Raw genomic sequence first — 22,725 nt, forward strand, 5'->3', positions numbered from 1 at the left:
AAAGGGAAGAGGAAAAGGGACCGTGCGGACGAATCCGATCCTTTGGACCCGACCGCACGAATCCCGGTGCAATCAGTTCAGACGCAGCTCGGTGGCCGGAGAGAAGAGGTGCATCTTCGCAGGATCGATATGGATCTTCACCACATCGCCGACCTTCGGCAGGGCACGCGGGCTGACGCGGATTGTAGTCAGCTTGTTCTGGTCGGACATAACGGTAGCCTGCTCGGCTGCACTGTCGTCGGTCAGAATGTTGCCGTAGATGTATCCGTCGGAACCCAGATCCTCGACATTGGCGACCTTCAGGGAGAAGGCGTCAGGTTCGGAGGGGCCGGCCAGGGAGGCATCCTCGGGGCGGAAGCCCACGACGATCTTGCCCTCGTCCTCGGGAGTCAGCTTGTCGACAGCCTCGCGGGGCAGGCTGACGGTATCCTCACCAATCTTGGCCTGACCATTGACGACCGGGTGGATGTTGATGTTCATCGAAGGAGAGCCGATGAAGCCGGCCACGAAGACGTTCTCGGGGCGGTCATAAAGCTCGGTGGGAGCACCGACCTGCTGCAGGATGCCCAGCTTGATGACAGCAATCCTGTCGCCCATGGTGAGGGCCTCGGTCTGATCGTGGGTCACGTACAGGGTGGTGACGTTCAGCTGACGCTGCAAGGCGGCAATCTGCGTACGGGTCTGCACACGGAGCTTGGCGTCCAGGTTGGAAAGAGGCTCATCCATCAGGAAGACCTTGGGCTGGCGCACGATTGCACGACCCATGGCCACACGCTGGCGCTGACCACCGGACAGTGCCTTGGGCTTGCGATCCAGGTACTCGGTGAGGTCGAGGACCTCAGCCGCCTTCTCGACCCGCTGGCGAATCTCGTCCTTGGGCGTCCCGGCAATCTTCAGGGCGAAGCCCATGTTGTCGGCAACGGTCATGTGGGGGTAGAGGGCGTAGTTCTGGAAGACCATGGCGATGTCACGGTCCTTGGGCTGCATGGTCGTGACATCCGTGTCACCGATGAGGATGCGCCCCTTGTTGACTTCCTCCAGGCCGGCCAGCATGCGCAGGGTTGTGGACTTGCCGCAACCGGAGGGGCCAACCAGGACCAGGAACTCGCCGTCCTTGATATCAAGACTGAGGTCACTCACCGAGGGCTCATCATTGCCCGGGTAGATACGAGTGACGTGGTCAAATACCACTTCTGCCATTGTTCATCCTTTCATCGGCAGGTACGTGCCGAACGATCCGTAGTGAAGGGTTGATTTTTCACTGTGGTTTCCGTCTTGAGACCAAGCCAACTTCGGCCGTGTCGCACAACGGTTTTTATTTGTCGGTTAAGAGAAACTCTCCCTCGAGCCACTTATCACTATACACCAAGGATCGATCTCGGTTCGCACCCATTTTTGCCAGCTTTCATCGGCCTTGGCGCCGGACTATTCAAATCCCCCAGCCACTGTTGCATCACAGCGACTGGGGGATTTGCGCTCGCGGGATTGCCAAGCCGGTGCGACTCAGGCAAGTGCGAAGTGGTCGTTCCTACTCAGGCCTTGGACTCGGTGGATTCCTCATCGGCACTTGCAAAGACCTTCCGTGCCACATTGATGGCATTGATGACCCTCGGGAAGCCCACGTAGGGCACGCACTGGAGGATGGCTTCGATGACGGACTCCTTGCTCAGCCCAACATTCAGGGCACCCTGGATGTGAACAGCCAGCTGCGGGGCCGTATCTCCCTGTGTGACCAGGCTGCCTATGGTGACCAGCTCCCGCTGCTGCAGGCTGAGCCCCTCCCTGGTGTATATGTCGCCAAAGGCGAATTCGACAATCCAACGACCCAGGTCGGGCGCTATATCCTGCAGGGAGTCGATGACATCCTGACCTCCTTTGCCATCGATGGCTGCCAGGGCCTGTGATCCTTGTTCAAAACGCGAAGCTTCCATGAACTTCCTTTTCCTTACGTCAGTGAGCATTTCCCCTTCGAGAATATTGTATCAGCGACTATTTACAGAGGTTGATTCGCCCCCCTCTCCGTGCTCCTGACCGCCCGTCCCTTCATGGGCCGTCTTCACCGGACATCGAGTTCGTACGCCAGGGGATGGCATCCCGACGCGGGGAGCAGCACACCACGAGGGAACAAAACGACGGAACCCGGAATCAGGTCATTTTCACCAAGTCGGGGCACAATGGAGATATGAGTGATCTTGAAGGGCTGAATCTGGAACCGGGTCGGCTGGTTGGGGGCTACACCCTGATTGAACCCCTTGGCGGCGGTGCCATGGGGTCCGTCTGGCGTGCCAGGGATGACGGGGGCCAGGACTACGCCATGAAGATCCTGCGGGAGTCCCTGACGGAGGATGACCAGGACCGGCCCGACAGTCCCGAAGCCCGCGACCGAGCCTCCGCCCGCGAGCGCCTGCGCCGCGAGGCCCTGTCCCTGAAACGAATTAACCATCCCGGGGTCTGCCAGATAGTCGATATGGAGCTCGATGATGCCCTGGCATTCATCGTGACCGAGCTGATTGAGGGGCGGAACCTCCGGGATGATGTGGCGGCCAATGGTCCCTATACGGGCGATGACCTCGAACGGCTGACCAGCAAGATGATCGATGCGGTCAGGGCTGTCCACCGGGCGGGCATCGTCCACCGTGACATCAAGCCCACCAACGTGATGATCTCGGCCTCGGGGCCGGTCCTGGTCGACTTCGGCATCGCCATGGGCCAGGGGGAGAGCCACGTTACCCGAACGGGGCTGGTCATGGGAACCCCGGGATTCATCGCCCCTGAAATCATCGACGGGGCCGAATCCGACCAGGGTACGGACTGGTGGAGCACAGCGGCGGTCCTGGCCTTCGCCGCCACCGGCAAGCCCGTGTTCGGCAGCAAACCCATGATGGCGGTCCTGGAGCGGGAGGCCTCGGGCAATGCCGACCTGTCCGGATTGCCCCTCGACACCATGAAGGCCTTCAGGGCGGCCCTCTCCCCTGACCGCGATTCCCGTTGCAGCCCCGAAGACCTCCTGGGCGCCATCACCAGGGATGCCATGGACCCCGGCGCTGGGGGCTCCGGAATTGCCACAGGAGACAACACAACACATCAGCCGGCCCAGGATCAAGGCACTCGGAAGGAGGGGGTGCGCCCTTTTGGCGCAAGCTCTTCAAAGGATGACTCGGGACAGGAAGAACCGACCCAGGTGGTGGAACCTGCCACACAGGTGGTGGAGCCCGAAACCCGAACCCTGGAAGCAGGAACGTCCGTGATTCCAGCCCAGGGCAATCCCCGTATGGCCTGGTCCTCTGCCGATGAAGCCACCGCCACCCTGGATGCGCTCAGCCGTGACGACCCCGAGGAAACCACCCGGTTGGGCGGAACCCAGATGCTGCAGACCCACGCCTTCCCCCAGGGGGTATGGGACGACCGCCAACCGCAGTCCGATATGGAGGACGCCCAGGCCACGAGCGACCAGGGTCCGCCCCTGCCGGCCGCCAGCCCCCTCCCCCCGGAGGACACCGGTCATTGGCTGGGCGATCAGCCCCCGGCTCAGGAGCCTCCAGCCCTGATCCGACAGACCCGTTATCTCCATGCCGGCACAGCGGTACTGGTCATCATCGGTTTCATTCCGGCCCTCATGGCTCTGGTGGCCCCCATTTCCGCCCTGGTCCTGGCGTGGATGCTGATGTGGTTCCTGGGTACCGCCGGCCTGAGTCTGCAGGGCCAGATCAATCGGGAGCTGAAGCGGGGAGGCCAACGCAGGGGGCATGACCGGGCCCTGAATGCGGCCGCCCTGCCCTGGCACCTGCTCAAGGCCCTTCTGCTCAGCCTCCCCCGCATCCTCATCCTGGCCCTGGTGGTCTTGGTAATCGGCGCACTGGCCACCTGGCTTGGCGGACAGACAACGGTTTCGGGGTATATAAACCTGGGCGGGCACCTCCTGCGCTTCCCTCTTCCGGCAGGAGCCCCCCTCTCCCTGGTGGGATTGACCATGGGGCTGGCAACCATGGTGGGTTGGCTCTCCACCGTGCTGGTCGGGGAGGCCGGACCGGATGCCAAGAAGGCGGCCGGATGGGCCTACATGGTCCGCCTTGGTGCAGGTTGGCTTCCCCTGGGGGCCGTTGACCAGGCGGTCAATCCAAGCACCGACCCACAGGCCATGCAGGACCAATCGGAGACCGAATCCGCCTCATCCAAGCCCAAGGGCCATCGCCGGGCCTGGACCATGGTCCTGGTCTGGGTGCTCGTCCTGGCCGCCGTCCTGACCCTGGTCGCCCTGCATCCTTCCATAGACTGGTCACCTATACCCATTCTTCACTCGTAATCCGTCCTCGACCTCATGGACCGCGATTAGACTTTGCTCAGTATTCAAATGAAAGGACCCGTGACATGTCCAAGTCCAGCCGCCAGTCCACCCAGGCCAGGCAGCAGCAGAACCGCAAGGCCAGGCTCCGGGCCGAGGAGGAGGCTCGCCAGCAGGAGGCCGCCCGGGAACGCAAACAGCAGACCCTGATCGGACTTATCGTCACCATCGTGGTGGTGGCCCTGATTGCCCTGGGCGGATTCCTCTATTGGAACAGCCACAAGCCGGTCAAGGTGGAAAACGCCTACGAGACCGTCCAGAAGGTCAAGGTGAAGCCCTCGGTCGCCAACGACAAGGGCGGCATACTGATCAGCAAGGCCGGAGTGGACAAGTCGGTTGAGCAGGCCCCCACGGTGGAGATCTACATGGACTTCATGTGCCCGGGCTGCGGTGCCCTTCATCGCGGATTGGACTCCACCCTGACCGCCATGGTGAAGGCCGGGCAGATCAACCTGGTCATCTACCCCATGTCGTTCATGGACCGACTCACCACCGACGAGTACTCATCCCGTGCAGGTTCCGCCGCGGTCTACATTGCGCAGAACGATCCGGATCACTTCCTGCCCTTCATGGCCAGTCTTTACGACAAGGACTTCCAGCCCGACGAGGAGAACTACAAGCCGGTCAGCGACAAGCAGATCCGCCAGCAGGCCATCAAGGCCGGCATCAGCCCAGAGATGGCAGACCGTTCCCTCAAGGGCGAGTACAGGGCGTGGCTGAGTGCTTTGGACAAGTACACCCCGACCCGTAAGGAACTGTGGAATACCTCGGGGCACAACAAGGGACAGATGTCCACACCGACCGTCCGCATCAACGGAACCTTCTGGGACCTGGGGCAACTCTCCACGTCCGGACTGGACTACAAGGCCGGGCTCCTCAAGGCCATAGGCCTCGACCCCGAGCAGGTTGGCCAGGATGATGTCCTGCCTTCAATCGGCCCCAAGGGCAGCCCACTGGCCTTGTAACACCCCTCGCGCATACGCACGGAACGCCGGCTCGCTCTCTCAATCCCATGCAGGATGTGTGTTCGCGCAAAGAGAGCGTTCCCGGCAGTGCATGGATGGTGTTAGGATAATCCACTGTATTGAGACCTGTGTCTGTCGGAACAGGACCGCCTCCTTAGCTCAGTTGGCCAGAGCAGCCGCCTTGTAAGCGGCAGGTCGTCAGTTCGAATCTGACAGGAGGCTCATTCGTAACGGAATTGCGTTGATTCCCCGCAAGAGGTTCAATTTTCTATAGGTTGCGATAGGATATTTAAAGATAACTACAGAGCTTCCCTCGAGTAAGTCATTTCGAAGGCTCAGCCTTCGAAGGTACGGACCGGAGTCATTCCCCAACCATCTCCGCTCCGTATTGGGGGACGGGATCATTCCCCTTCATTCCCGTCCTCTCCTCGTTAGGTCCGCGAGCAAAACCGCGCGACCCGGAAGAGCCCGGTCGACCACGATGGCCGACCGGGCTCTTCTGCTATCTCAGGTCCCATCAAATGTGTACATTTATCTGGCTCTTGTCGCCCCCACAGCCGGGACCGAGCCGTCACCCGCTAAGATTCACGGGAGGGTACACCAGACGACTTCAGGTTCGGAGGGAGACGGGATGGCCAGACGCTGGACACCGCGGCGGTTCATCGTACAGAGACGGGTACGCGTGGCTCTGTGCGCCATCCTGACCGTCGTGGCAATGACCATCACCTTCGGCCTCACGTCCCACAAGAGCGTATCCCTGAGCGTCAATGGGCAGACGCGCACCATCAATACCTATGCCTATAGCGTGGACGGACTCCTGAAACAGGCCGGGGTCAAGGTCAAGACCCACGACCTGGTCGATTCGACCTCTGGCGGACAGCTTCGCAACCACGATGTGGTTACCGTCCGTTCCGCATACCAGACCACAATCAACATCCAGGGGCAGCAGGTTGCCTTCTGGACCACGGCCACCAGCGTCAACCAGCTCCTTGGCTTCTTCGAGGCCAACCAACGCAACGCCATGAAGGTCACCGTGGACGTGAAGAACGTTTACAACCAGCTGACCGGCGGTCTGGTCATCAACCAGGAAGGGCCTGTGACGGTCATTGCCGACGGGAAGAGCTCCGTGGCCCCAAACGGCAAGCTGCCAGCGGCTTCCATCCTGGATTCCAAGGGGATAGTCCTGGGCAAGGAGGATCGCGTCTCGGTCGAAAAGGACCAGGACACCACGGTCCTGCGGGTACGACGCGTCACCCATGGAGAGACCGTCAGAAGCACCCCCCTGGCCTTTGGGATCCGGACGGTGATTGACCCTAATCTGGCCCCGGGGCAGATTGAGATTCGCCAACAGGGCGTCGACGGAGAGAAGCAGGAGACCATACAGGTCACCTATGTGGATGGAGAGGCGGAATCCGAGAGCGTAGTCAAGGAAGAGACCGTCAGCATGCCCATCGACCAGGTGGTGGCCATCGGTCCGGACAAGCAGGAGACCAAACCGGACCAAGGCAAGACGGATGATGGGGACAAGGGCAAGAACAAGGATAAGAACCAGGAAAAGAACGAGTCGAAGCAGGACTCCGACCAGGATAAGCCGACCCAGCCCACCACCCCTCCCCAGACCTCCAGACCGACCGAACCCGCACAGCCGACCCAGAATCCGCAACCCGCACAACCACCCGAGCCAGTCCGGCCCCCGGCCCCTCCCACCCCGACACCACCGACACCACCAACGCCACCGACACCAAGTAGCGGACTCTGGCACGCCTCTCCGGAAGCGGCCATGACCTACGCAGCGGGAGCCGCAGCACAGAGGGGATGGGTCGGAAGCCAGTTCGATGACCTGGTCAAACTCTGGAACAGGGAATCGCGATGGCTCTGGTACGCGGAGAATCAGTACTCGGGCGCCTATGGAATACCCCAATCCCTACCTGGCAGCAAGATGGCATCGGCTGGTGCCGCCTGGCGTGATGACGCAGCCATTCAGATTGATTGGGGCCTGAGCTATATCGCCGGCAGGTACGGCAACCCCAGCGGGGCCTGGCGGCACTCGGAACAGACCGGATGGTACTGATGCCCCTGCCCACCCCAGATGCACAGGGCGACCAGATCACCCACACCACCGATACGGACCAGGCCGAGACCGGACACCTCCTCGGAGCTGCGGATATCCGCCGCATAGCCGACCTGGCCGGGATCCACCCCACCAAGCGACTAGGGCAGAATTTCGTCATCGACCCCGGAACCGTGCGCCGAATCGTCCGTCTGGCCGAGGTGGGCGCCAATGACCCGGTTCTGGAGGTCGGACCGGGGCTGGGCTCCCTGACTCTCGGCCTCCTGGAAGCCGGCAACAAGGTAACGGCCGTCGAGATCGATCCCGCTCTGGCCACCCGTCTGCCCGAAACGATCGCCGACTTCATGCCCGATGCCCAAGACCGCCTCACGGTCATCAACAGGGATGCCCTGACACTGTCCGCGGACAGCCAAGCCGACCTGGCGGCAGCAGGGAGCCTGACCCTGGTGGCCAACCTCCCCTACAACGTGGCCACACCTATCATCCTGACCCTGCTGGAGCGCTTCCCCAACCTGAATCGCTTCCTGGTCATGGTGCAGAAAGAAGTGGCCGATCGCCTGGTCGCCTCCCCCGGGTCCAAGGTCTACGGGGCCCCCAGTCTGAAGCTGGCCTGGTACGGACGGGCCGAATCCGCAGGCCGAATCGGGCGTAATGTCTTCTGGCCAGCACCGAACGTGGACTCGGCCCTGGTCTCCTTCACCCGTGCAACCGCGCCGTCCACCTCGCCGGAAGCCGTGGAGTCCCAGCGAAAAGAAGTCTTTGCCCTGGTGGATGCCGCCTTCGGGCAACGGCGCAAGACCCTCCATGCGGCCTTGAAGGGGTTGGTACCCCCCGAGGCTTTCACCGAGGCCGGCATAGACCCCACGCGGCGCGGCGAGACCATGCGCGTGGAAGAGTTCGCCGCCCTGGCCCGGGCCTGCCGGGAGACGGAGGAATGACACAACCGGAAGAAGCCGGACAACCAACCGGCAGAAGCATAAGCCTGGACTGCCCGGCCAAGATAAACCTGAGGCTGAAAGTCGGGCCCAGTCGTGATGAGTGGGGTAGCCGCCACCAACTGGATACGATCTACAGCGCCATCAGCCTCCATGACCGGGTCGACCTGACCTTGCGGGAACCGGGCTCCGGCTTCGCGCTGACCTTGGAGGGGGACCACCTGGGCGATCTGGCCGACGGCCATGCCGACCCCAAAGCCAACCTGGCCGTCAAGGCCCTTCTGGCCCTGGCCGGAACCACCGGTCACCAGCCTGACGTCTCCATCCACATCACCAAGCGCATACCGGTCGGTGCGGGCCTGGCCGGAGGATCGACCGATGCCGCCGGTACCCTGCTGGGCCTGAACAAGCTCTGGGGACTCGGTCTCCCTATGACCAGCCTGGAACCAATCGCCGCGGACCTGGGTGCCGATCTTCCCTTCTGCCTGCATGGCGGCATCTGCAAGGGGGCCGACTTCGGCCAGAAACTGACTCCCCTGGATACTCACAGCACCGAAGTCGCCCGACTGACCGAGACCGGGCTGACCGGGCATATGCTGATCGGTGCCTACGAGAAGGAACTCAGCACGGCCCGTGTCTACCGGACTTTCGACGAGGTTGGGTCGGGCCACAACGACCTCAACGACCTGGAGCTGGCCGCCTGCACCCTCCATCCTCGCTCAGGTCTTGCCCTTGACCTGGCCCGCGGATTCGGAGCCGGCCCCGCCTTCATCTCCGGGTCAGGACCCTCAGTGGTCGCCATGGTTCCCGAAGGGGACAGGGCAGCGACCCTGAAAGCGATCTGGGAGCGGGAAGGCGCCGTGGACTGGATCATCGAAGCCGACTCACCGGTCGCACCCGTCGTGAGACCGGTGAGCGTCACCCATTGAAGGTAGAGTGTTGACCAGGTAATTTGCGGAAGGTGGACCATGACGAATCCCGAACCACTCGATGAACGTGAGGCTCGCCGACAGTTCGTGAGGCGCAGGCAGAAGATGGTATTCACCATCGCGGTCTGCGCCCTGGTGGTCATCATGATTGTCGCCAGTCTGGTCATCTTCGGTACCGTGGGTCGCTCCACCAAGGAAAGCAAGGTCGTCAAGCCCAACTATGGGGTCAGTCTGCCCTGTCCCCCCCAGGATTCCAAGCTGGTCAACCACCCCGATATCCGTATCAGGGTCCTCAACGGAACCAGTAAATCCGGCCTGGGCACGGCCGTGGCAGCTGCCCTGCGTAATCGCGGTTTCAACATGCAGGGGGTCGGCGACTACCCCAACAAGACGGAGACGGCACGCACCGAAATCCGTTTCGGCATCCAGGGCATCGACCGTGGCTATACGGTCGCGACCCAGTTCAACGATGCCATCATGATCATGGACGACCGGAGTGATGACCTGGTCGATGTGGTCATCGGAGCAACCTTCAACGACCTGAACGATGAAGACAAATCCTCCACGGTCGGCAAGGACATCGAAGGCATCAAGGGGTGTGTGGCCGATCCGGCAAGCATGAAAGACCTGCCCGAGGCGCCCAAGGCCTGATCGGGATTCCCCCAGGGCCTAGTCCTCGGCTCCCTCCCGGGCCCACCAGCTCTTCAACTCCTCCACGGCCTGGTCCTGATCGACCGGCCCCATATCCAGGCGGTAGTCCAGCATGTGCCGGTAGGCCTTGCCCACCATCGGTCCGGGTTGAAGGTCCAGTATCTCCATGATCTGCCCGCCATCCAGGTCGGGTCGGATGGCATCCAGATCCTCCTGCTTGCGCAGCTGGCGCACCCGCTCCTCCAACTCGTCCATGGCGGCCGAGAATATCTGGGACTTGCGTTTGTTCCTGGTGGTCGCATCGGCCCTGGTCAGGCGGTTCAGCCGCTCGAAGAGCGGTCCTGTCTCCTTGGCATAGCGCCGGACGGCAGCATCGGTCCACCGCTCGTCCACGTACCCGTGGAAGCGCAGATGCATGCCAATCAGGTCGCAGACGTCATCGATGATGTGGTGGTCGAAGCGCAGGGCCTTCAACCTGGTACGGGCCATTCGGGCACCGACTGCATCATGGTGGTGGAAACTCACCTTCCCACCGGATTCGAAACGTCTGGTCTTGGGCTTGCCTATGTCGTGCAGGAGAGCCGCCAGGCGCAGGGTCAGGTCAGGGGCCGGCACAGGTCCGTCCGGGCCGGTCTCCAGGGCGATGGCCCGATCCACCACCATCAGGGTGTGCTCAAAAACGTCCTTATGGCGATGATGCTCATCAAGCTCCAGTTCCAGGGCGGGAATCTCGGGCAGGACGATATCGGCCAGACCTGATTCGACCAGGGCCTCGATTCCCTTGGTGGGATGGGCACTGAGCATGAGTTTGGTCAACTCGTCGCGGACCCTCTCGGCCGAGACGATACTGATTCGGTCGGTCATCCGGGTTATGGCCTCGGCCGTCTCAGGGGCGATGGTGAAACCCAGCTGAGCCACGAAACGAACGGCCCGCATCATCCTCAACGGATCATCTTCAAAGGACTGTTCGGGATCCACAGGGGTACGCAGCACCTGCTTGGCCAGATCATTGGCACCCCGATAGGGGTCGACGAAAACCAGGTCCGGCACCCGAAGGGCCATGGCATTGACCGTGAAATCCCTTCGGGAGAGGTCCCCCTCCAGACTGTCGCCATAATCCACGTCAGGCTTGCGCGAGTCCGGATCGTAGGTGTCCCTGCGATAGGTGGTCACCTCGACCTTGATTTCCGTTCCATCCGGGCGGCGGCGCACGGCTCCCAAGGTGCCGAACTTGCGGCCCATGTCCCAGAATCCGGAGCCCCACTTGTGCAGAATCGGTTCAAACTCCTCGGGCCGGGCCGAAGTGCAGAAATCCAGGTCGTGCGATGGCCGATGCAGGAGCAGGTCACGGACGGGACCCCCCACCAGCGACAGTTCAAATCCTTGATCGGCAAACAGTTGTCCGAGTTCGATAGCCTCGGGCCAGACTTGGAAATCCACGCTCACCCTTTCCATATAGAGTTCATGCGCCTACTAGCTTACCGTTACCCCACCTGCACATTAACCTACGTAAAGTGGAATTATGATTACGCCCGCAGACCTTGCGCGCATGCTCTCGCAAAGCGCCGACCCTGCGGACAGTCATGCCTCCAGATCGAAGGATGCCCCCCGGGAGACCGGTCCGAGATCGCCCCTCCTGTATTCGGTGGGTGAGTCCCTGGACCCCCTGCTACGCGATGGCCACCTCGCCCGGCAACCCCTGGAACAGGAGGAAGCCGCCGACGGCACACCGACCCCCGCCCTGATGCCCCGCCACAAGAACGCAGGCAAGCCGGCCACCTTCGCGTCCCTGGATGCCCAGGAACTCCCCGTGGTCAGGGAGTACTCGGCAGGAGGCCTGATTTTCGACCACCAGGAGCGGGTGGCCATCATCGCCCGCCATTCTCGGTCGGGACACCTGGAATGGTGCCTACCCAAGGGGCATATCGAAAAAGGGGAGACGCCCGAGGAGACGGCCGTCCGTGAGGTCCAGGAAGAGACGGGAATCCTGGGGCAGGTGACCGATTCGATCGCCACGATAGACTATTGGTTCACCGGAACCAACCAGCGGGTCCACAAGCTGGTGCATCATTTCGTCCTGCAGATGATTGGCGGAACCCTGAGTGTTGAGGGCGACCCGGACCACGAGGCTGAGGATGCCATCTGGGTGGACTTCTCGGATCTGGCCTCGGTGCTGAGTTACCCCAATGAGCGGAAGATAGCCTGGCTGTACGCGAGGAAGTACAAGAAGCAGATATGACCGAGAGCCCACTGCGCCCTGGGCGGCGCACCCCCCAGTCAACCCGTGCCCGTCAAGAATCGGCTGCGCGGGCAACGTCCTGGATCACAATCCTGGGAACACTCCTCCTGACCCTGGCCCTGATCCTGGGGGCGACCCCGGGCACGTTCCTGCCATCCGCCATGGCCGTCCCTGGCGACGACCACGGGCATCAGGCCCAAATCAGCCTCAAATCAGCCACCCCGGTGGTCACCGACAAGTCCGGGTACACCCTCAAGGCGACCGTGACCAACCTGGAGAGCCAGGAGCTGCGCGACTCCACCTTTACGGTCGGGACCAACGCCCTCTACTCGTTCAGCTCACGCACGGACATGCAGTCCTGGTCCGAGGGGAAGACACGCATACCAACACCAGACAATCTGGACAGCAGGGATCTGGACTCCGTCAAGCCCGGGCAAAGCGCCGAAGTCACCGTTACCGTGCCTGCCGACGCGGGGGGCCTCAGGAAAATGGTGACCTGGGGTCCCAAGCCCGTACGCCTTTCACTGACCGGCAAGGACAATCGAATTCTTGCAGAGACCTGGACCTTCCTCACCAGGACCTGGGATGGCCTGCCCAACTCAGGAACCCCCGCCATGTCGATGACCATGGTCCTCCCCTTGACCACCTCGGAGTGGACGGTGGAGGACAAGAACATGCAGGCCCTGATGACGCAGACCGACGAGGCCGTGGCTGAGGACGCCCAAAAGGAGGCCGACAGAGGCAACGGATCTTCCCCCTCCCCCTCGGCGACCAGGACCCAGGACCAACAGGACCAGTCCTCCATCCGAACCAACGAGGGAAAGGTAATCACCCTCAGCCGCCAGGCGACCAAGACCCAGGAAACCCAGCGACAGCTGCTGAACAGGCACCCCACCCTGCAGGTCCTGGCTGACCCGACCTACCTGACGGCCATCGACGGAAACCCGAAGATCAACGGCCTCATCCAGCCCGCCGACTTCGACATCAGCACCTATGCCGGGCAGGATGCCGGACGATACCTCAAGGCCGGCATCTCCCCGGATTCATGGAGCGCCAAGACCGGAGCGGACCTCTATGCCAGGACCCACCCGGATCAGGGCAAGATGGCAACAGACCATGCCTACGCCTGGCAGGGAAGGCAGGAGTGGTCCATCGAATCCGTCACCGAGGCCCGCAAGGCCGGATACACCCATGTCGTAGCCCCCCGAGGGTTCGAGGCTGGAGCAGGGGCCTCGGCCCACACCGGCAAGTTCACGGTCGACACCCAGGCCGGACAGGTAACGGTCCTCACGGCCCAGCGGGAACTGAGCAATCTGGCCCAGGGGAATCCGACCTCCACCAAGGCCTCCGGAGAACGGACCCAGGCCGGACAGGTTGCCAGGTTCATGGCTCAGAGCGCCTTTTACCAGATGGAGCAGCCCTACGATCAGCGCGACCTGATGGTCTGCTTCGAAACCAGCCAGAACTCCCAGCAGGTTGACCAGATCATGGCCGGGCTGGAACACGCCCCCTGGATATCCCTAGGCTCCTTGGAAACCCTGGACAAGGCCGACGACTACAGTCTCGGTGCCTCCCGACTTCAGGAGAACCGCGAGTCAAGCAAGAAGCTGGACTCCGACATCGCCGGTACCCTGGATTCGCTGACGAACAGTCGCAACGACATCACCCGCTTCTCGAAAGCCATCCTGGCCGACCCCTCCTCCTCACACCCCACCGCCAGTGCCACGACCGGCAAGTCCGACAGCCAGGCCCTGGCACGACAGGATGCGGATACCACCGCCCGTCAGTCCAAGGACCCCGCCAACTGGTTGGAGCGGATCACCAATGCCCACGATTGCCTGGCCTTGCATGCCATGGCTGGTATCCGGTCCGCACCAGGCCTGGCCGACCAGGCTCGGGCCATATCGAACCAGCTCCTGGACGGAATCAGCATCACCCCCAGCGAGTCTTTGACCGTCGTGAGCGAAACCGCCTCGATGCCGGTGACAATCAGCAACAGCCACCCCTATCCGGTCTATGCCAGGGTCAGCGCCAAGACCGACTCCATGGAGATCGTCACCTCCCGCACGGCCGATACCATCATCCCGGCCCGCTCCGAGGCCCAGGTCACCTTCAAGGTCAGGGTGGCGACGGCAGGTCAGGCGAATGTCGATATCTCCCTGATCGACCGTGACGGCAAGCCCTTTGGCCAGACCAGGCAGGCACATATCACCAGCAACCTCCGCCTGAGCGACATGAGCGGCCTTATCATCGTGGTAATCGCCGTTCTGCTGGGCCTGTGCGGACTCTGGCGTCAGTTCCACCGCAAGAAGGATGCAGACGAATGAGCTCTGTGGGCCGTAATTCAGTCATCATGGCCTCAGGTACTGCGGCCTCCCGGGTCACCGGGCAGATTCGCACCATCCTCCTGGCCGCGGCCATCGGGACCACCGGTATCGCAGCCGACGCCTACCAGACCGGGGCGATGATTCCCCAGGTCATGTTCACACTGATTTCCGGAGGCATTTTCAACGCTGTTCTGGTACCTCAAATCGTCCGGACATTGAAGGAAAAGGACGCCACCGACCGTCTCAACAAGCTGATTACGGTCTCCATGGTCCTCCTGGCCGGGCTTACCCTGATTCTGATGCTGGCGACGCCGGCCCTGACCTCGGTTTATCTGAACTCCAAGTGGAACCCGGCACAGCGGGCCTTGGCGAACTCCTTTACCCTCTGGTGCATGCCCCAGGTCTTCTTCTACGGCCTCTATACGGTCCTGGGGCAGATCCTGGCAGCCAAGGGCCGCTTCACGGCCTACGCCTGGAGCTCGGTCGGTGCCAATTTGATCAGTTGCCTGGGCTTCATGGCCTTCATCAAACTCTTCGGCAATGCGCAGAGGCAGCCGGTCACCTTCTGGGACAACGGCAAGGTCGCGCTGACCGCCGGTGCCTGGAGCCTGGGGGTGGCCTTCCAGGCCGTGATCCTCTTCCTCCCCCTGGTAAAGTGTGGCTTCCGGTATCGGCCCCGATGGGGTCTTCGGGGTATGGGCCTGCGCTCCATGGGGTCGGTGGCGGCCTGGAGCCTGGGGGTGGTCGTCATCGACCAGCTGGCCAATGTGGTCAATGCCCGAATCACCAACGGCGCCCCCCTGGAGGGAAACCCCTTCGACATAGCCGGCAACGGGTCCTACCAGAACGCCTACACCCTCTTCATCCTGCCCTACTCCCTGATAGCCGTCTCCGTCAGCACGGCCATCTTCCCCCGCCTGTCCAAGTCGGTGTCGGACGGGCGGATTGATGACGCCAGAGAGGAACTCAGCCGAGCCCTGCGCAACGTCGGACTGATGATGTTCTTCTTCAGTACGGTCATGCTGGCCATACCCGTGCCAATCACCCGGGCCCTCCTCCCCTCGGTCGGCATCCATGAGGCCGTGCTCATCTCGGGTCCCCTGTTGGGCCTTTCTCTGGGGCTGGTGGCCATGAGTGCCTTCCTGCTCATCCAGCGCACCTTCTACGCCTTCGAGGATGGCCGCCACCCCTTCATCTTCGCGGCTGTCTCCAACCTGATCCAGGTCGTCCTGGTCCTTGTGGCCATTCGCTTCTCACCTCCCCGCTATTGGGCGGCCCTGGTGGGCGCGACCCTGGCCCTGAGCAACATCCTCAGCTTCCCGGTCCTGGCAAGGATGCTGCGGAAGCCCTTCAACGGGTACCTGGATGGTCGACGTATCCTGACCACCTACGCCAAGGCCCTCCTGGCCGCCCTCCTGGCCCTGGGTGCAGCCATCTTCCTCAAGACTCCCGTCACCCACATGGTCGGAGCCTGGGTCCAGGGGCGGCAGGGGCACATGAGTTGGATTCAGGCCGTTCTGATCTGCGTCATCATCACCCTGGTGGTGGGCATCGTCTATTCGGTGGTCCTCATAGCCCTGAGAACCACCGAGTTCACCCAGCTCCTGAACTCTCTGCTCGCCAAGCTGGGCAGGTCCCTCACCCACCCGGTCCAGAGTCTTGACGACCTGGCTGAGAAACCCTCCCGCCTTGCCGACAAGTCGGTGAGGGTGGTCCACTCCTCCTCACCCGACTCCGCCGAGGTCGGGCTCGACGCCGCTCTGGAGAACTTCGAAGAACAGCCCTTCCCATCAGATGAAGAAACCGCGACAGGCGGCTCCAAGGAACCGTCAAATGAGAAGGAACCCGTTAGGATTGTTCCTGTAGGCACCACCCAAAAGAGGATTCCGGTGTTGCGGGCAAACAATCCCGGGGGTGCTCCACCCGTCAACCGTGGCGCCGCCCCTCGGGAGCAGCGCTCCAACCTTCGCGAGAGTCCTGAAGCCATGAAACCGCATATCGGAGATACCGTTCTCGGCAGATACACCTTGACCACCCTCCTGCGCCGAGCTGCCGGTATGAGTGCCTGGCGGGCCCGTGACAAGGTACTGGACAGGGACTGCCAACTCTTCATCGTCAACGACTCCTCCTCCACCGACCTGATCAACACCACAACCTCGGGGCTGGCCCTGAGGAAGGACAGACACTTCACCCCGGTCTATCAACTTCATACCCGGGACGGGGTCTCCCTGATCGTCACCGCTCCGGATGCCGGCTTGGCCCTGCAGGACTATATGCAGGGTCCGGCGGCCGAGACCCTGAGCTACAAGGCCATGCGGACCATCCTGGGCGAGGCCACCGAGGCAATGCGAATCCTGGGCAGAGTCGGGCTGACCGACTACACCGTATCCACCAGGACCATCAGACTCTCCAGGTCTTCGGTCGTGCTTGCGGACGCCCCGATCGGCCCCCTGATCACACCTCCCAGGACCAAGCACGAGCAGGGACTGACCGATGAGGAGCGTCTGATCCGGGAACTGTCCACCGTCCTCTACGACATGCTGACCGGTCACTCCGGTCATGCAGACGACGAGCGCGGCCTCGGTTCCCTGCCTGAAGATACCCCCGAGGAGTTCAGAATTGTCTGCGAACGCGGTCTGGGCCTCAGCCGGGTCAAGGGTATGCGACCCATCCCCTTGGTCACATTGGCCGAGTTGTCTGCCCTGCTCAGCCCCTGGGTACCGCCGGAGGAGCTGACCGATAGCGACCTTATCTGGCCTGATATGGACGGGCGGGCCTCGGTCGAGACGGTCTCCCTTCGCAGGACCGATTCAGCCTACGTGCTCCCTCTCCCCCAGGAGCTGACAGTCTCCGATATACCCGCCACCCGTATCCTGAGCCAGGATGAGCCGCATTGGGGCACCAACCAGTTGCTCTTCCCCGGTCGTAGCGAGATTGAGATAATCAATCCGGAGGATACCAGCAGCGACCTCTTCTCCCTCTTCGACGAACGGCAACGGAGGGATGCCGGCACAGGCCGCACCCAATCCACCATCCCGTTGGATGTAAGCAGCCTGAGAACCGCCGCCTCCCCCCGCAGCCTGGAGGATTCCAATGCCGTGACAGGCAGAATGCCGGTTATTGCGTTTAACCAGAATAATGGGGGCATCCTGGGCACCGGCACCACCTCGGAAACCTCAATCAAGCAAGGCTTCTCCGAGTGGGACTTCCACAAGCCCGATGAGAAATCCGACGAGCAAACAGGACAGGCCCTCCAGCCTCGGGAGGCCGGCGATACAGCAGACAGTGCCCGTAGGGCCTCGGCTGTTTCGACGCTGGGAACAGGTTCGGATAAGAACCTTGATGGCCGGGCTGCCCTGACCGAAACCAGGGCCGTTTCCAGCCCCGATGCCACCGCCATGGAGCCACTGCCCCCCAGCTTCACCCCTGAGGCCCACTCCACCCCCGCACCCTTCACCTACGGAGTCGACGGGGAGGACGAGCAGGAGGATGGTCTTGAAGACGGGGACATGGCCGATACCCGCCTCTTCGGGCACTTCACCACCCGGTCGGTCGTCATCACCGTGGCCGTCCTGGTTGTTGTGGTGGCCTTGGTCTGGGCCATGTCCACGGTTATCGGACGACGCACCCACGAGTCCACCGAAGATGGCGGATGGCCGGTCATGTCGAACGTTCCCTTCCCTGGCCAATCCTCGGACGATGAGGACTCGGAGGAACAAAGCGATACCGGTGACCAGGCCAGGACGGCAACGAGCGACAAGGATGGAAAACAGGCCGACCACCATGCCGGAAAGTCCGCCCGCAAAGCAGACAGGAAGGTCGGTAAGGTCCCTGCGCCCCGCGCGTCCGTAAACACCACCCCCTATCAGGTGGAACACGAGACCTTCCTGAACCAGCCAGCCGGCAAGCAGGGCTTCGGGTGGTACATGCACCTGACTGAACCCCAGGAGGTATCCCGCCTGGATATCAAGGTTCGCCAGAGCGGCGGGCATGCACAGATCTTCGCCAACTCCACGGCCACCCAGCCCAACCAGGGCCAGCCTCTGGCAGACTTCAGCTTCGACCCTTCAGGAACCACCCACGTGACCCTGAAGGCACCGGTCAAAACCCAGGATCTGGTCATCTGGGTGCCCATGGACGGAATGCCCGGAAACACCCTGCACTTCTCATCCGTCTCTGTGTACTGAATTGGTGAGTGATTGGGCTTTTCCTGGCCCGTTACCTCGATTGGTAATACAGTTTCGGTACATATAACCTTGCCGGTCGCGCCATCCGATCGGACGCGGCGGTAAACCCAGGAAGGCGGCTGCAGTCATGGCGGATAATCCCAATATCCCGTCCAAGGTCATCCGGAACGATCCCTGGTTCGGCTCCTATGCCAAGCGAGCCGAAGGGATGCGGGCCTCTGAGATTCGCGCCCTCTTCGCCGTGGCAAACCGCCCTGAAGTGGTCTCTCTGGCGGGTGGGATGCCTTATCTGGGCCGGATGCCTTTCGATGAGCTGGCCGATCAGGTGGCCGACATGCTCCGCAAGCAGGGCCAGGTGGCCTGGCAGTACGGGTCAGCCCAGGGTGACCCCCACCTGCGCGAAGACGTTCTGCAGATCATGGAGCTGGAGGGCATCAAGGACGCTCAGCCTGATGATGTGGTCATCGTCAACGGGTCCCAGTCCGGCATCGACCTGATTACCCGCGTCATGTGCGACCCGGGCGATGTAATCCTGGCCGAGGCCCCGAACTACGTGGGTGCCCTGGGGGTTTTCCAGTCCTTCCAGGTGGACGTGGTCAACGTGGCCATGGATGGGGACGGTCTGATTCCGGAGGTCCTGGAGCAGACCATCATCGAGCAGCGCAAGGCCGGCAAACAGGTCAAGATGCTCTATACGGTTCCCAACTTCCACAACCCGGCCGGTGCCACCATGAGTCGTGAGCGCCGTCCGAAGGTCATCGAAATCGCCAAGAAGTACCACGTGCTGATCGTTGAGGACAACCCCTACGGACTGTTGGCCTTCGACGGCCAGACCTACCCGGCCTTGCGATCCTATGACTCCGAGGGGATCGTCTACATGAGCAGCTTCTCCAAGATCATCGCCCCGGGCATGCGTGTGGCCTGGATGGTGGCTCCTCCGGGAATTCGGCAGAAGCTGGTTCTGGCCAACGAATCCGCCATTCTTTGCCCATCGAACATGAGTCAGATGACCATTACCACCTATCTCGACAACTTCGACTGGAAATCACAGATCAACGACTACCGGGGGATGTACAAGGAGCGTTGCGATGCCATGGATGAGGCCCTGAAGGAGTATCTGCCCTACTGCTCCTGGCTCAAGCCCAAGGGCGGCTTCTACATCTGGCTGAAGATTCCCGACGGACTCAACGCCAAGGACATGTTGCCCAGGGCCATCACAGCCAAGGTGGCCTATGTTTCCGGCACGGCCTTCTACGATGACGGGCAGGGAGCCGACCACATGCGGCTCTCCTTCTGCTATCCCACCCCCGAGCGAATCCGGGAAGGCGTTCGTAGGCTTTCGACGGTCATCGACAACGAATTCGACACAGTGCGTCTTTTTGAACCAGAGGTCGGCACAGGCACCCGCAAGGAAAGGGGCTGACATGGAGACCAGGCAGAACAAGACACCCGAGCAGGTTGATGCCCGGAGAGAGCAGTCCCAGGCCGCGGCAGAGGGAGCCGGAAGGGCCAGCGAGACCCGTCATGGCAGGAAACTGGGCCGCCATGGGCATACTTCCCTCCATGTGAACGGAATCGCCCCTGCCGCCAAGGAGGATGTTGGGTCTCTGGTCCAGAAGGCAACCCGTCGCGACGACAAGTCCATACTTGTCATCTGTGGTGGACTCAGCCATGAGCGCGACTTCTCCCTGAGCTCAGGCCATCGGGTCCAGGGGTTCCTGGAAGAGGCCGGATGGACGGTCAGTGCTCAGGATATGGACGGTGATCTGCTTGGTCTCCTGACTGATGAGAAGACACGCCCCGACCTGGTCTGGCCCCTCCTGCACGGAGCCAACGGTGAAGACGGATCCATCCGCGACATACTCGAAATGGTGGGGTTGCCGTACATAGGGTCCCGGGCCAAGGCCTCGCGTACAGCCTGGAGCAAGCCCATCGCCAAAAACCTGGTCCGGATGGCCGGATTGGACACCCCGCATTCGGTCACCCTGCCGGAATCCATGTTCAGGGAATTGGGAGTCAAGCCTGTTATCGACCTCCTGCTGAAATCCTTGGGTCTTCCCCTTTTCATCAAGCCGACCAAGGGTGGGTCCGCCATGGGATGCACCCTCGTCAAGGAGGGGAAGGACCTCCCTCAGGCTCTGATCAACTGCTTCGCCTACGGAGAGGTCGCCCTGGTGGAACAGGCCGTCACCGGAACCGAGGTGTCGGTGTCCATCCTCGAGCTGAACGGACACCCGCTGATTCTGCCTCCTCTGGAGGTCTGGACCCCTTCAGGCACGTATGATTACGAGGCCAGAACCACCCCAGGGCCAACAGAGTTCTATGTGCCCGCCCGGTTGGATTCCAAAGCAATGCACGCCGTCAAGGAGGCCGCCCTGATTGTCCATAGAGTCCTCGGGCTGAGAGACATCTCCCGCACGGATTTCATCGTTGATGAGATGGGAAGACCCCAGTTCCTTGAGGCCAATGTCGCACCCGGAATGACCGACACTTCTCTTCTGCCCCAGTCCGCCGTGGCCGCCGGCTATGAGCTTCCGGACCTTTACACAGCCCTGGTGCAGTCCGTTCTTGACCAGAACCGCGCTGACTGAGACCTATCCTCGCCGAGCCTCGGGGCCTTCCTGACATGTCCCGAGGCCCTTCTGACGCAGAGAAGGACCATCCTCCCCCGATTTTCCTGGCTCAGAGCTGGTCTCTGCCCGGTCATCACCCTCAACGGGTTGGGCCGATTGGTCGGTCTCACTGTCGTCGGACCGCAACCAGAAGCGCCAGCTGTGCCAGCCGTCATCGACCTTGCTTTCGTCGCCCTGGTCCTGCGAGGGGTGTTCACGCAGGAGCTTTTGAACCCTGCCCAGGAACCAGAAGAGCACAATCAAGGTACCAAGATTGGTAATGATGGCCACGATGACTGTTTTCTCCATACAGCAACCATATCCCCTTCCCGGCTCGACCGGCCCCTCCCCGCCAGAGAAGACGGACCTGTTACGCCCTCCGCTTGCCACCCGGTCAGGCTTCAAAGATAGAGTGGCATCATGACCCGAACCGTTCATGATGCCATAGTTATCGGATCCGGCCCCGCCGGCTACACAGCCGCAATTTACCTGAGTAGAGCCGGATATGCCCCCCTGGTTATCGCAGGCGCCTTGACACCTGGCGGGCAGCTCATGAACACTACCGAGGTTGAGAACTACCCGGGCTTCCCCAAGGGAATCATGGGACCGGACCTGATGGATCAGATGCGCGATCAGGCCGAGCACTTCGGTGCCCAAATCGAGTATGACGATGTCACTTCCGTTGACTTCTCCGGCGATATCAAGCGCATCACCACGGACGGCGGCGAGGAGTACTTCGCCAGAGCCGTGGTGGTCACCACCGGTTCCCAATATCGCAAATTGGAGGTTCCCGGAGAACGCGAGTTCTCGGGGAGGGGCGTCTCCTACTGCGCCACCTGTGATGGGTTCTTCTTCAAGGACAAGCCCATCGTGGTCATCGGGGGTGGCGATTCCGCCATGGGTGACGCGGACTTCCTGACCCGATTCGGTTCTTCGGTGCAGCTCATTCACCGTCGTCAGGGCTTCCGTGCCTCAAAGATCATGGTTGATCGGGCCCAGGCGAACAAGAAGATTGACTTTGTCCTTGATTCCGTCGTCACCAAGGTGAATGGAGATGAAAGCGGGGTCACCTCAATCGACATCCGCGACACCACCACCGGACGGACGACCACAGTCCCGGCCAACGGTGTCTTCGTGGCAATCGGTTTTGTTCCCCAGACCGGTTTCCTGAAGGGGCAGGTCGATCTGGACGAGGACGGGTACATCCTGGTCGAGGGGGCCTCCACCCGAACATCCACCCCAGGCATCTTCGCTGCCGGCGACGCGACAGATAAGGTATACCGTCAGGCCGTCTCTGCCGCCGGCATGGGCTGCCGTGCAGCTCTAGACGCTCAGGAGTACCTCAACACCCTGGAAGGCTGATAGCGGCCCTCCCAGGTGCCTTTTTGGACATGTTCTGACTTTCGCCCTCTGCGGCAGATCGGAAACACCAAGCACACTCCTTTTCGACGCCCTCGCGTCAGGACC

The 22,725-nt window shown here is 61.9% G+C and carries 16 protein-coding genes and 1 tRNA gene; 13 read left to right on the forward strand and 4 right to left on the reverse strand.

All coding sequences use genetic code 11. The annotated features are described in order from the left end of the window. Window positions 1–72: 72 nt before the first annotated feature. Window positions 73–1,200, reverse strand: a complete 1,128-nt coding sequence (locus BINDI_RS06880) for an ABC transporter ATP-binding protein (protein WP_033491057.1) — start codon at window positions 1,198–1,200, stop codon at window positions 73–75. Between the two features lie 332 nt (window positions 1,201–1,532). Beyond that, the gene (locus BINDI_RS06885) at window positions 1,533–1,931 is read right to left on the reverse strand and encodes a carboxymuconolactone decarboxylase family protein (RefSeq protein WP_033491055.1); all 399 of its coding nucleotides are present in this window, start codon (window positions 1,929–1,931) and stop codon (window positions 1,533–1,535) included. Between the two features lie 251 nt (window positions 1,932–2,182). Here BINDI_RS06885 and BINDI_RS06890 point away from each other — a divergent pair, with 251 nt between their 5' ends. From BINDI_RS06890 to BINDI_RS06920, 7 genes are all read left to right on the forward strand, one after another. Next, complete coding sequence (locus BINDI_RS06890) at window positions 2,183–4,303, forward strand: serine/threonine-protein kinase (RefSeq protein WP_033491242.1); 2,121 nt, start codon at window positions 2,183–2,185, stop codon at window positions 4,301–4,303. Window positions 4,304–4,368: 65 nt separating this feature from the next. Continuing rightward, window positions 4,369–5,307, forward strand: coding sequence for a DsbA family protein (locus BINDI_RS06895; protein ID WP_033491053.1), 939 nt, complete (start codon window positions 4,369–4,371; stop codon window positions 5,305–5,307). Between the two features lie 148 nt (window positions 5,308–5,455). Next, window positions 5,456–5,529, forward strand: a tRNA-Thr gene (locus BINDI_RS06900). A gap of 409 nt (window positions 5,530–5,938) precedes the next feature. Beyond that, the gene (locus BINDI_RS06905) at window positions 5,939–7,378 is read left to right on the forward strand and encodes a resuscitation-promoting factor (RefSeq protein ID WP_033491051.1); all 1,440 of its coding nucleotides are present in this window, start codon (window positions 5,939–5,941) and stop codon (window positions 7,376–7,378) included. Further along, a complete protein-coding gene (rsmA, locus tag BINDI_RS06910) occupies window positions 7,378–8,316 on the forward strand; it encodes a 16S rRNA (adenine(1518)-N(6)/adenine(1519)-N(6))-dimethyltransferase RsmA (protein ID WP_033491049.1) in 939 nt (312 codons plus the stop codon). The genes BINDI_RS06905 and rsmA overlap by 1 nt, the downstream gene beginning before the upstream one ends. Next, entirely contained in the window at window positions 8,313–9,242 is a 930-nt protein-coding gene (locus BINDI_RS06915) for a 4-(cytidine 5'-diphospho)-2-C-methyl-D-erythritol kinase (RefSeq protein WP_033491047.1), read from the forward strand. Before rsmA ends, BINDI_RS06915 begins: the two co-directional genes overlap by 4 nt. 39 nt (window positions 9,243–9,281) lie before the next feature. Next, window positions 9,282–9,893, forward strand: coding sequence for a LytR C-terminal domain-containing protein (locus BINDI_RS06920; RefSeq protein ID WP_033491045.1), 612 nt, complete (start codon window positions 9,282–9,284; stop codon window positions 9,891–9,893). A gap of 18 nt (window positions 9,894–9,911) precedes the next feature. Here BINDI_RS06920 and BINDI_RS06925 read toward each other — a convergent pair whose 3' ends face one another. Next, on the reverse strand, window positions 9,912–11,333 hold the full coding sequence (locus BINDI_RS06925) for a CCA tRNA nucleotidyltransferase (protein ID WP_033491241.1): 1,422 nt from the start codon (window positions 11,331–11,333) through the stop codon (window positions 9,912–9,914). Window positions 11,334–11,415: 82 nt separating this feature from the next. Here BINDI_RS06925 and BINDI_RS06930 point away from each other — a divergent pair, with 82 nt between their 5' ends. From BINDI_RS06930 to BINDI_RS06950, 5 genes are all read left to right on the forward strand, one after another. Further along, window positions 11,416–12,132: an NUDIX hydrolase gene (locus BINDI_RS06930; protein WP_033491044.1), complete on the forward strand. Its 717-nt coding sequence runs from the start codon at window positions 11,416–11,418 to the stop codon at window positions 12,130–12,132. Further along, window positions 12,129–14,459 (forward strand): DUF6049 family protein, encoded by a 2,331-nt coding sequence (locus BINDI_RS06935; RefSeq protein ID WP_052108986.1) that lies wholly within the window; start codon window positions 12,129–12,131, stop codon window positions 14,457–14,459. Before BINDI_RS06930 ends, BINDI_RS06935 begins: the two co-directional genes overlap by 4 nt. Next, entirely contained in the window at window positions 14,456–18,646 is a 4,191-nt protein-coding gene (locus BINDI_RS06940; protein ID WP_052108984.1) for a murein biosynthesis integral membrane protein MurJ, read from the forward strand. Before BINDI_RS06935 ends, BINDI_RS06940 begins: the two co-directional genes overlap by 4 nt. Window positions 18,647–18,773: 127 nt before the next feature. Further along, window positions 18,774–20,069, forward strand: coding sequence for an aminotransferase-like domain-containing protein (locus tag BINDI_RS06945; protein WP_033491042.1), 1,296 nt, complete (start codon window positions 18,774–18,776; stop codon window positions 20,067–20,069). Between the two features lies 1 nt (window position 20,070). Next, entirely contained in the window at window positions 20,071–21,237 is a 1,167-nt protein-coding gene (locus tag BINDI_RS06950; RefSeq protein WP_081830846.1) for a D-alanine--D-alanine ligase family protein, read from the forward strand. Window positions 21,238–21,240: 3 nt separating this feature from the next. On the opposite strand, the gene BINDI_RS06955 is transcribed toward BINDI_RS06950, so the two are convergent. Continuing rightward, entirely contained in the window at window positions 21,241–21,567 is a 327-nt protein-coding gene (locus tag BINDI_RS06955) for a hypothetical protein (RefSeq protein ID WP_033491040.1), read from the reverse strand. A 111-nt stretch (window positions 21,568–21,678) separates the two neighbouring features. Between BINDI_RS06955 and trxB the strand changes: the two genes are divergently transcribed. Continuing rightward, complete coding sequence (gene trxB, locus BINDI_RS06960; RefSeq protein ID WP_033491039.1) at window positions 21,679–22,620, forward strand: thioredoxin-disulfide reductase; 942 nt, start codon at window positions 21,679–21,681, stop codon at window positions 22,618–22,620. Window positions 22,621–22,725 lie beyond the last annotated feature (105 nt).

This window comes from Bifidobacterium [indicum] DSM 20214 = LMG 11587 (assembly GCF_000706765.1).
Taxonomy (GTDB): domain Bacteria; phylum Actinomycetota; class Actinomycetes; order Actinomycetales; family Bifidobacteriaceae; genus Bombiscardovia; species Bombiscardovia coryneformis.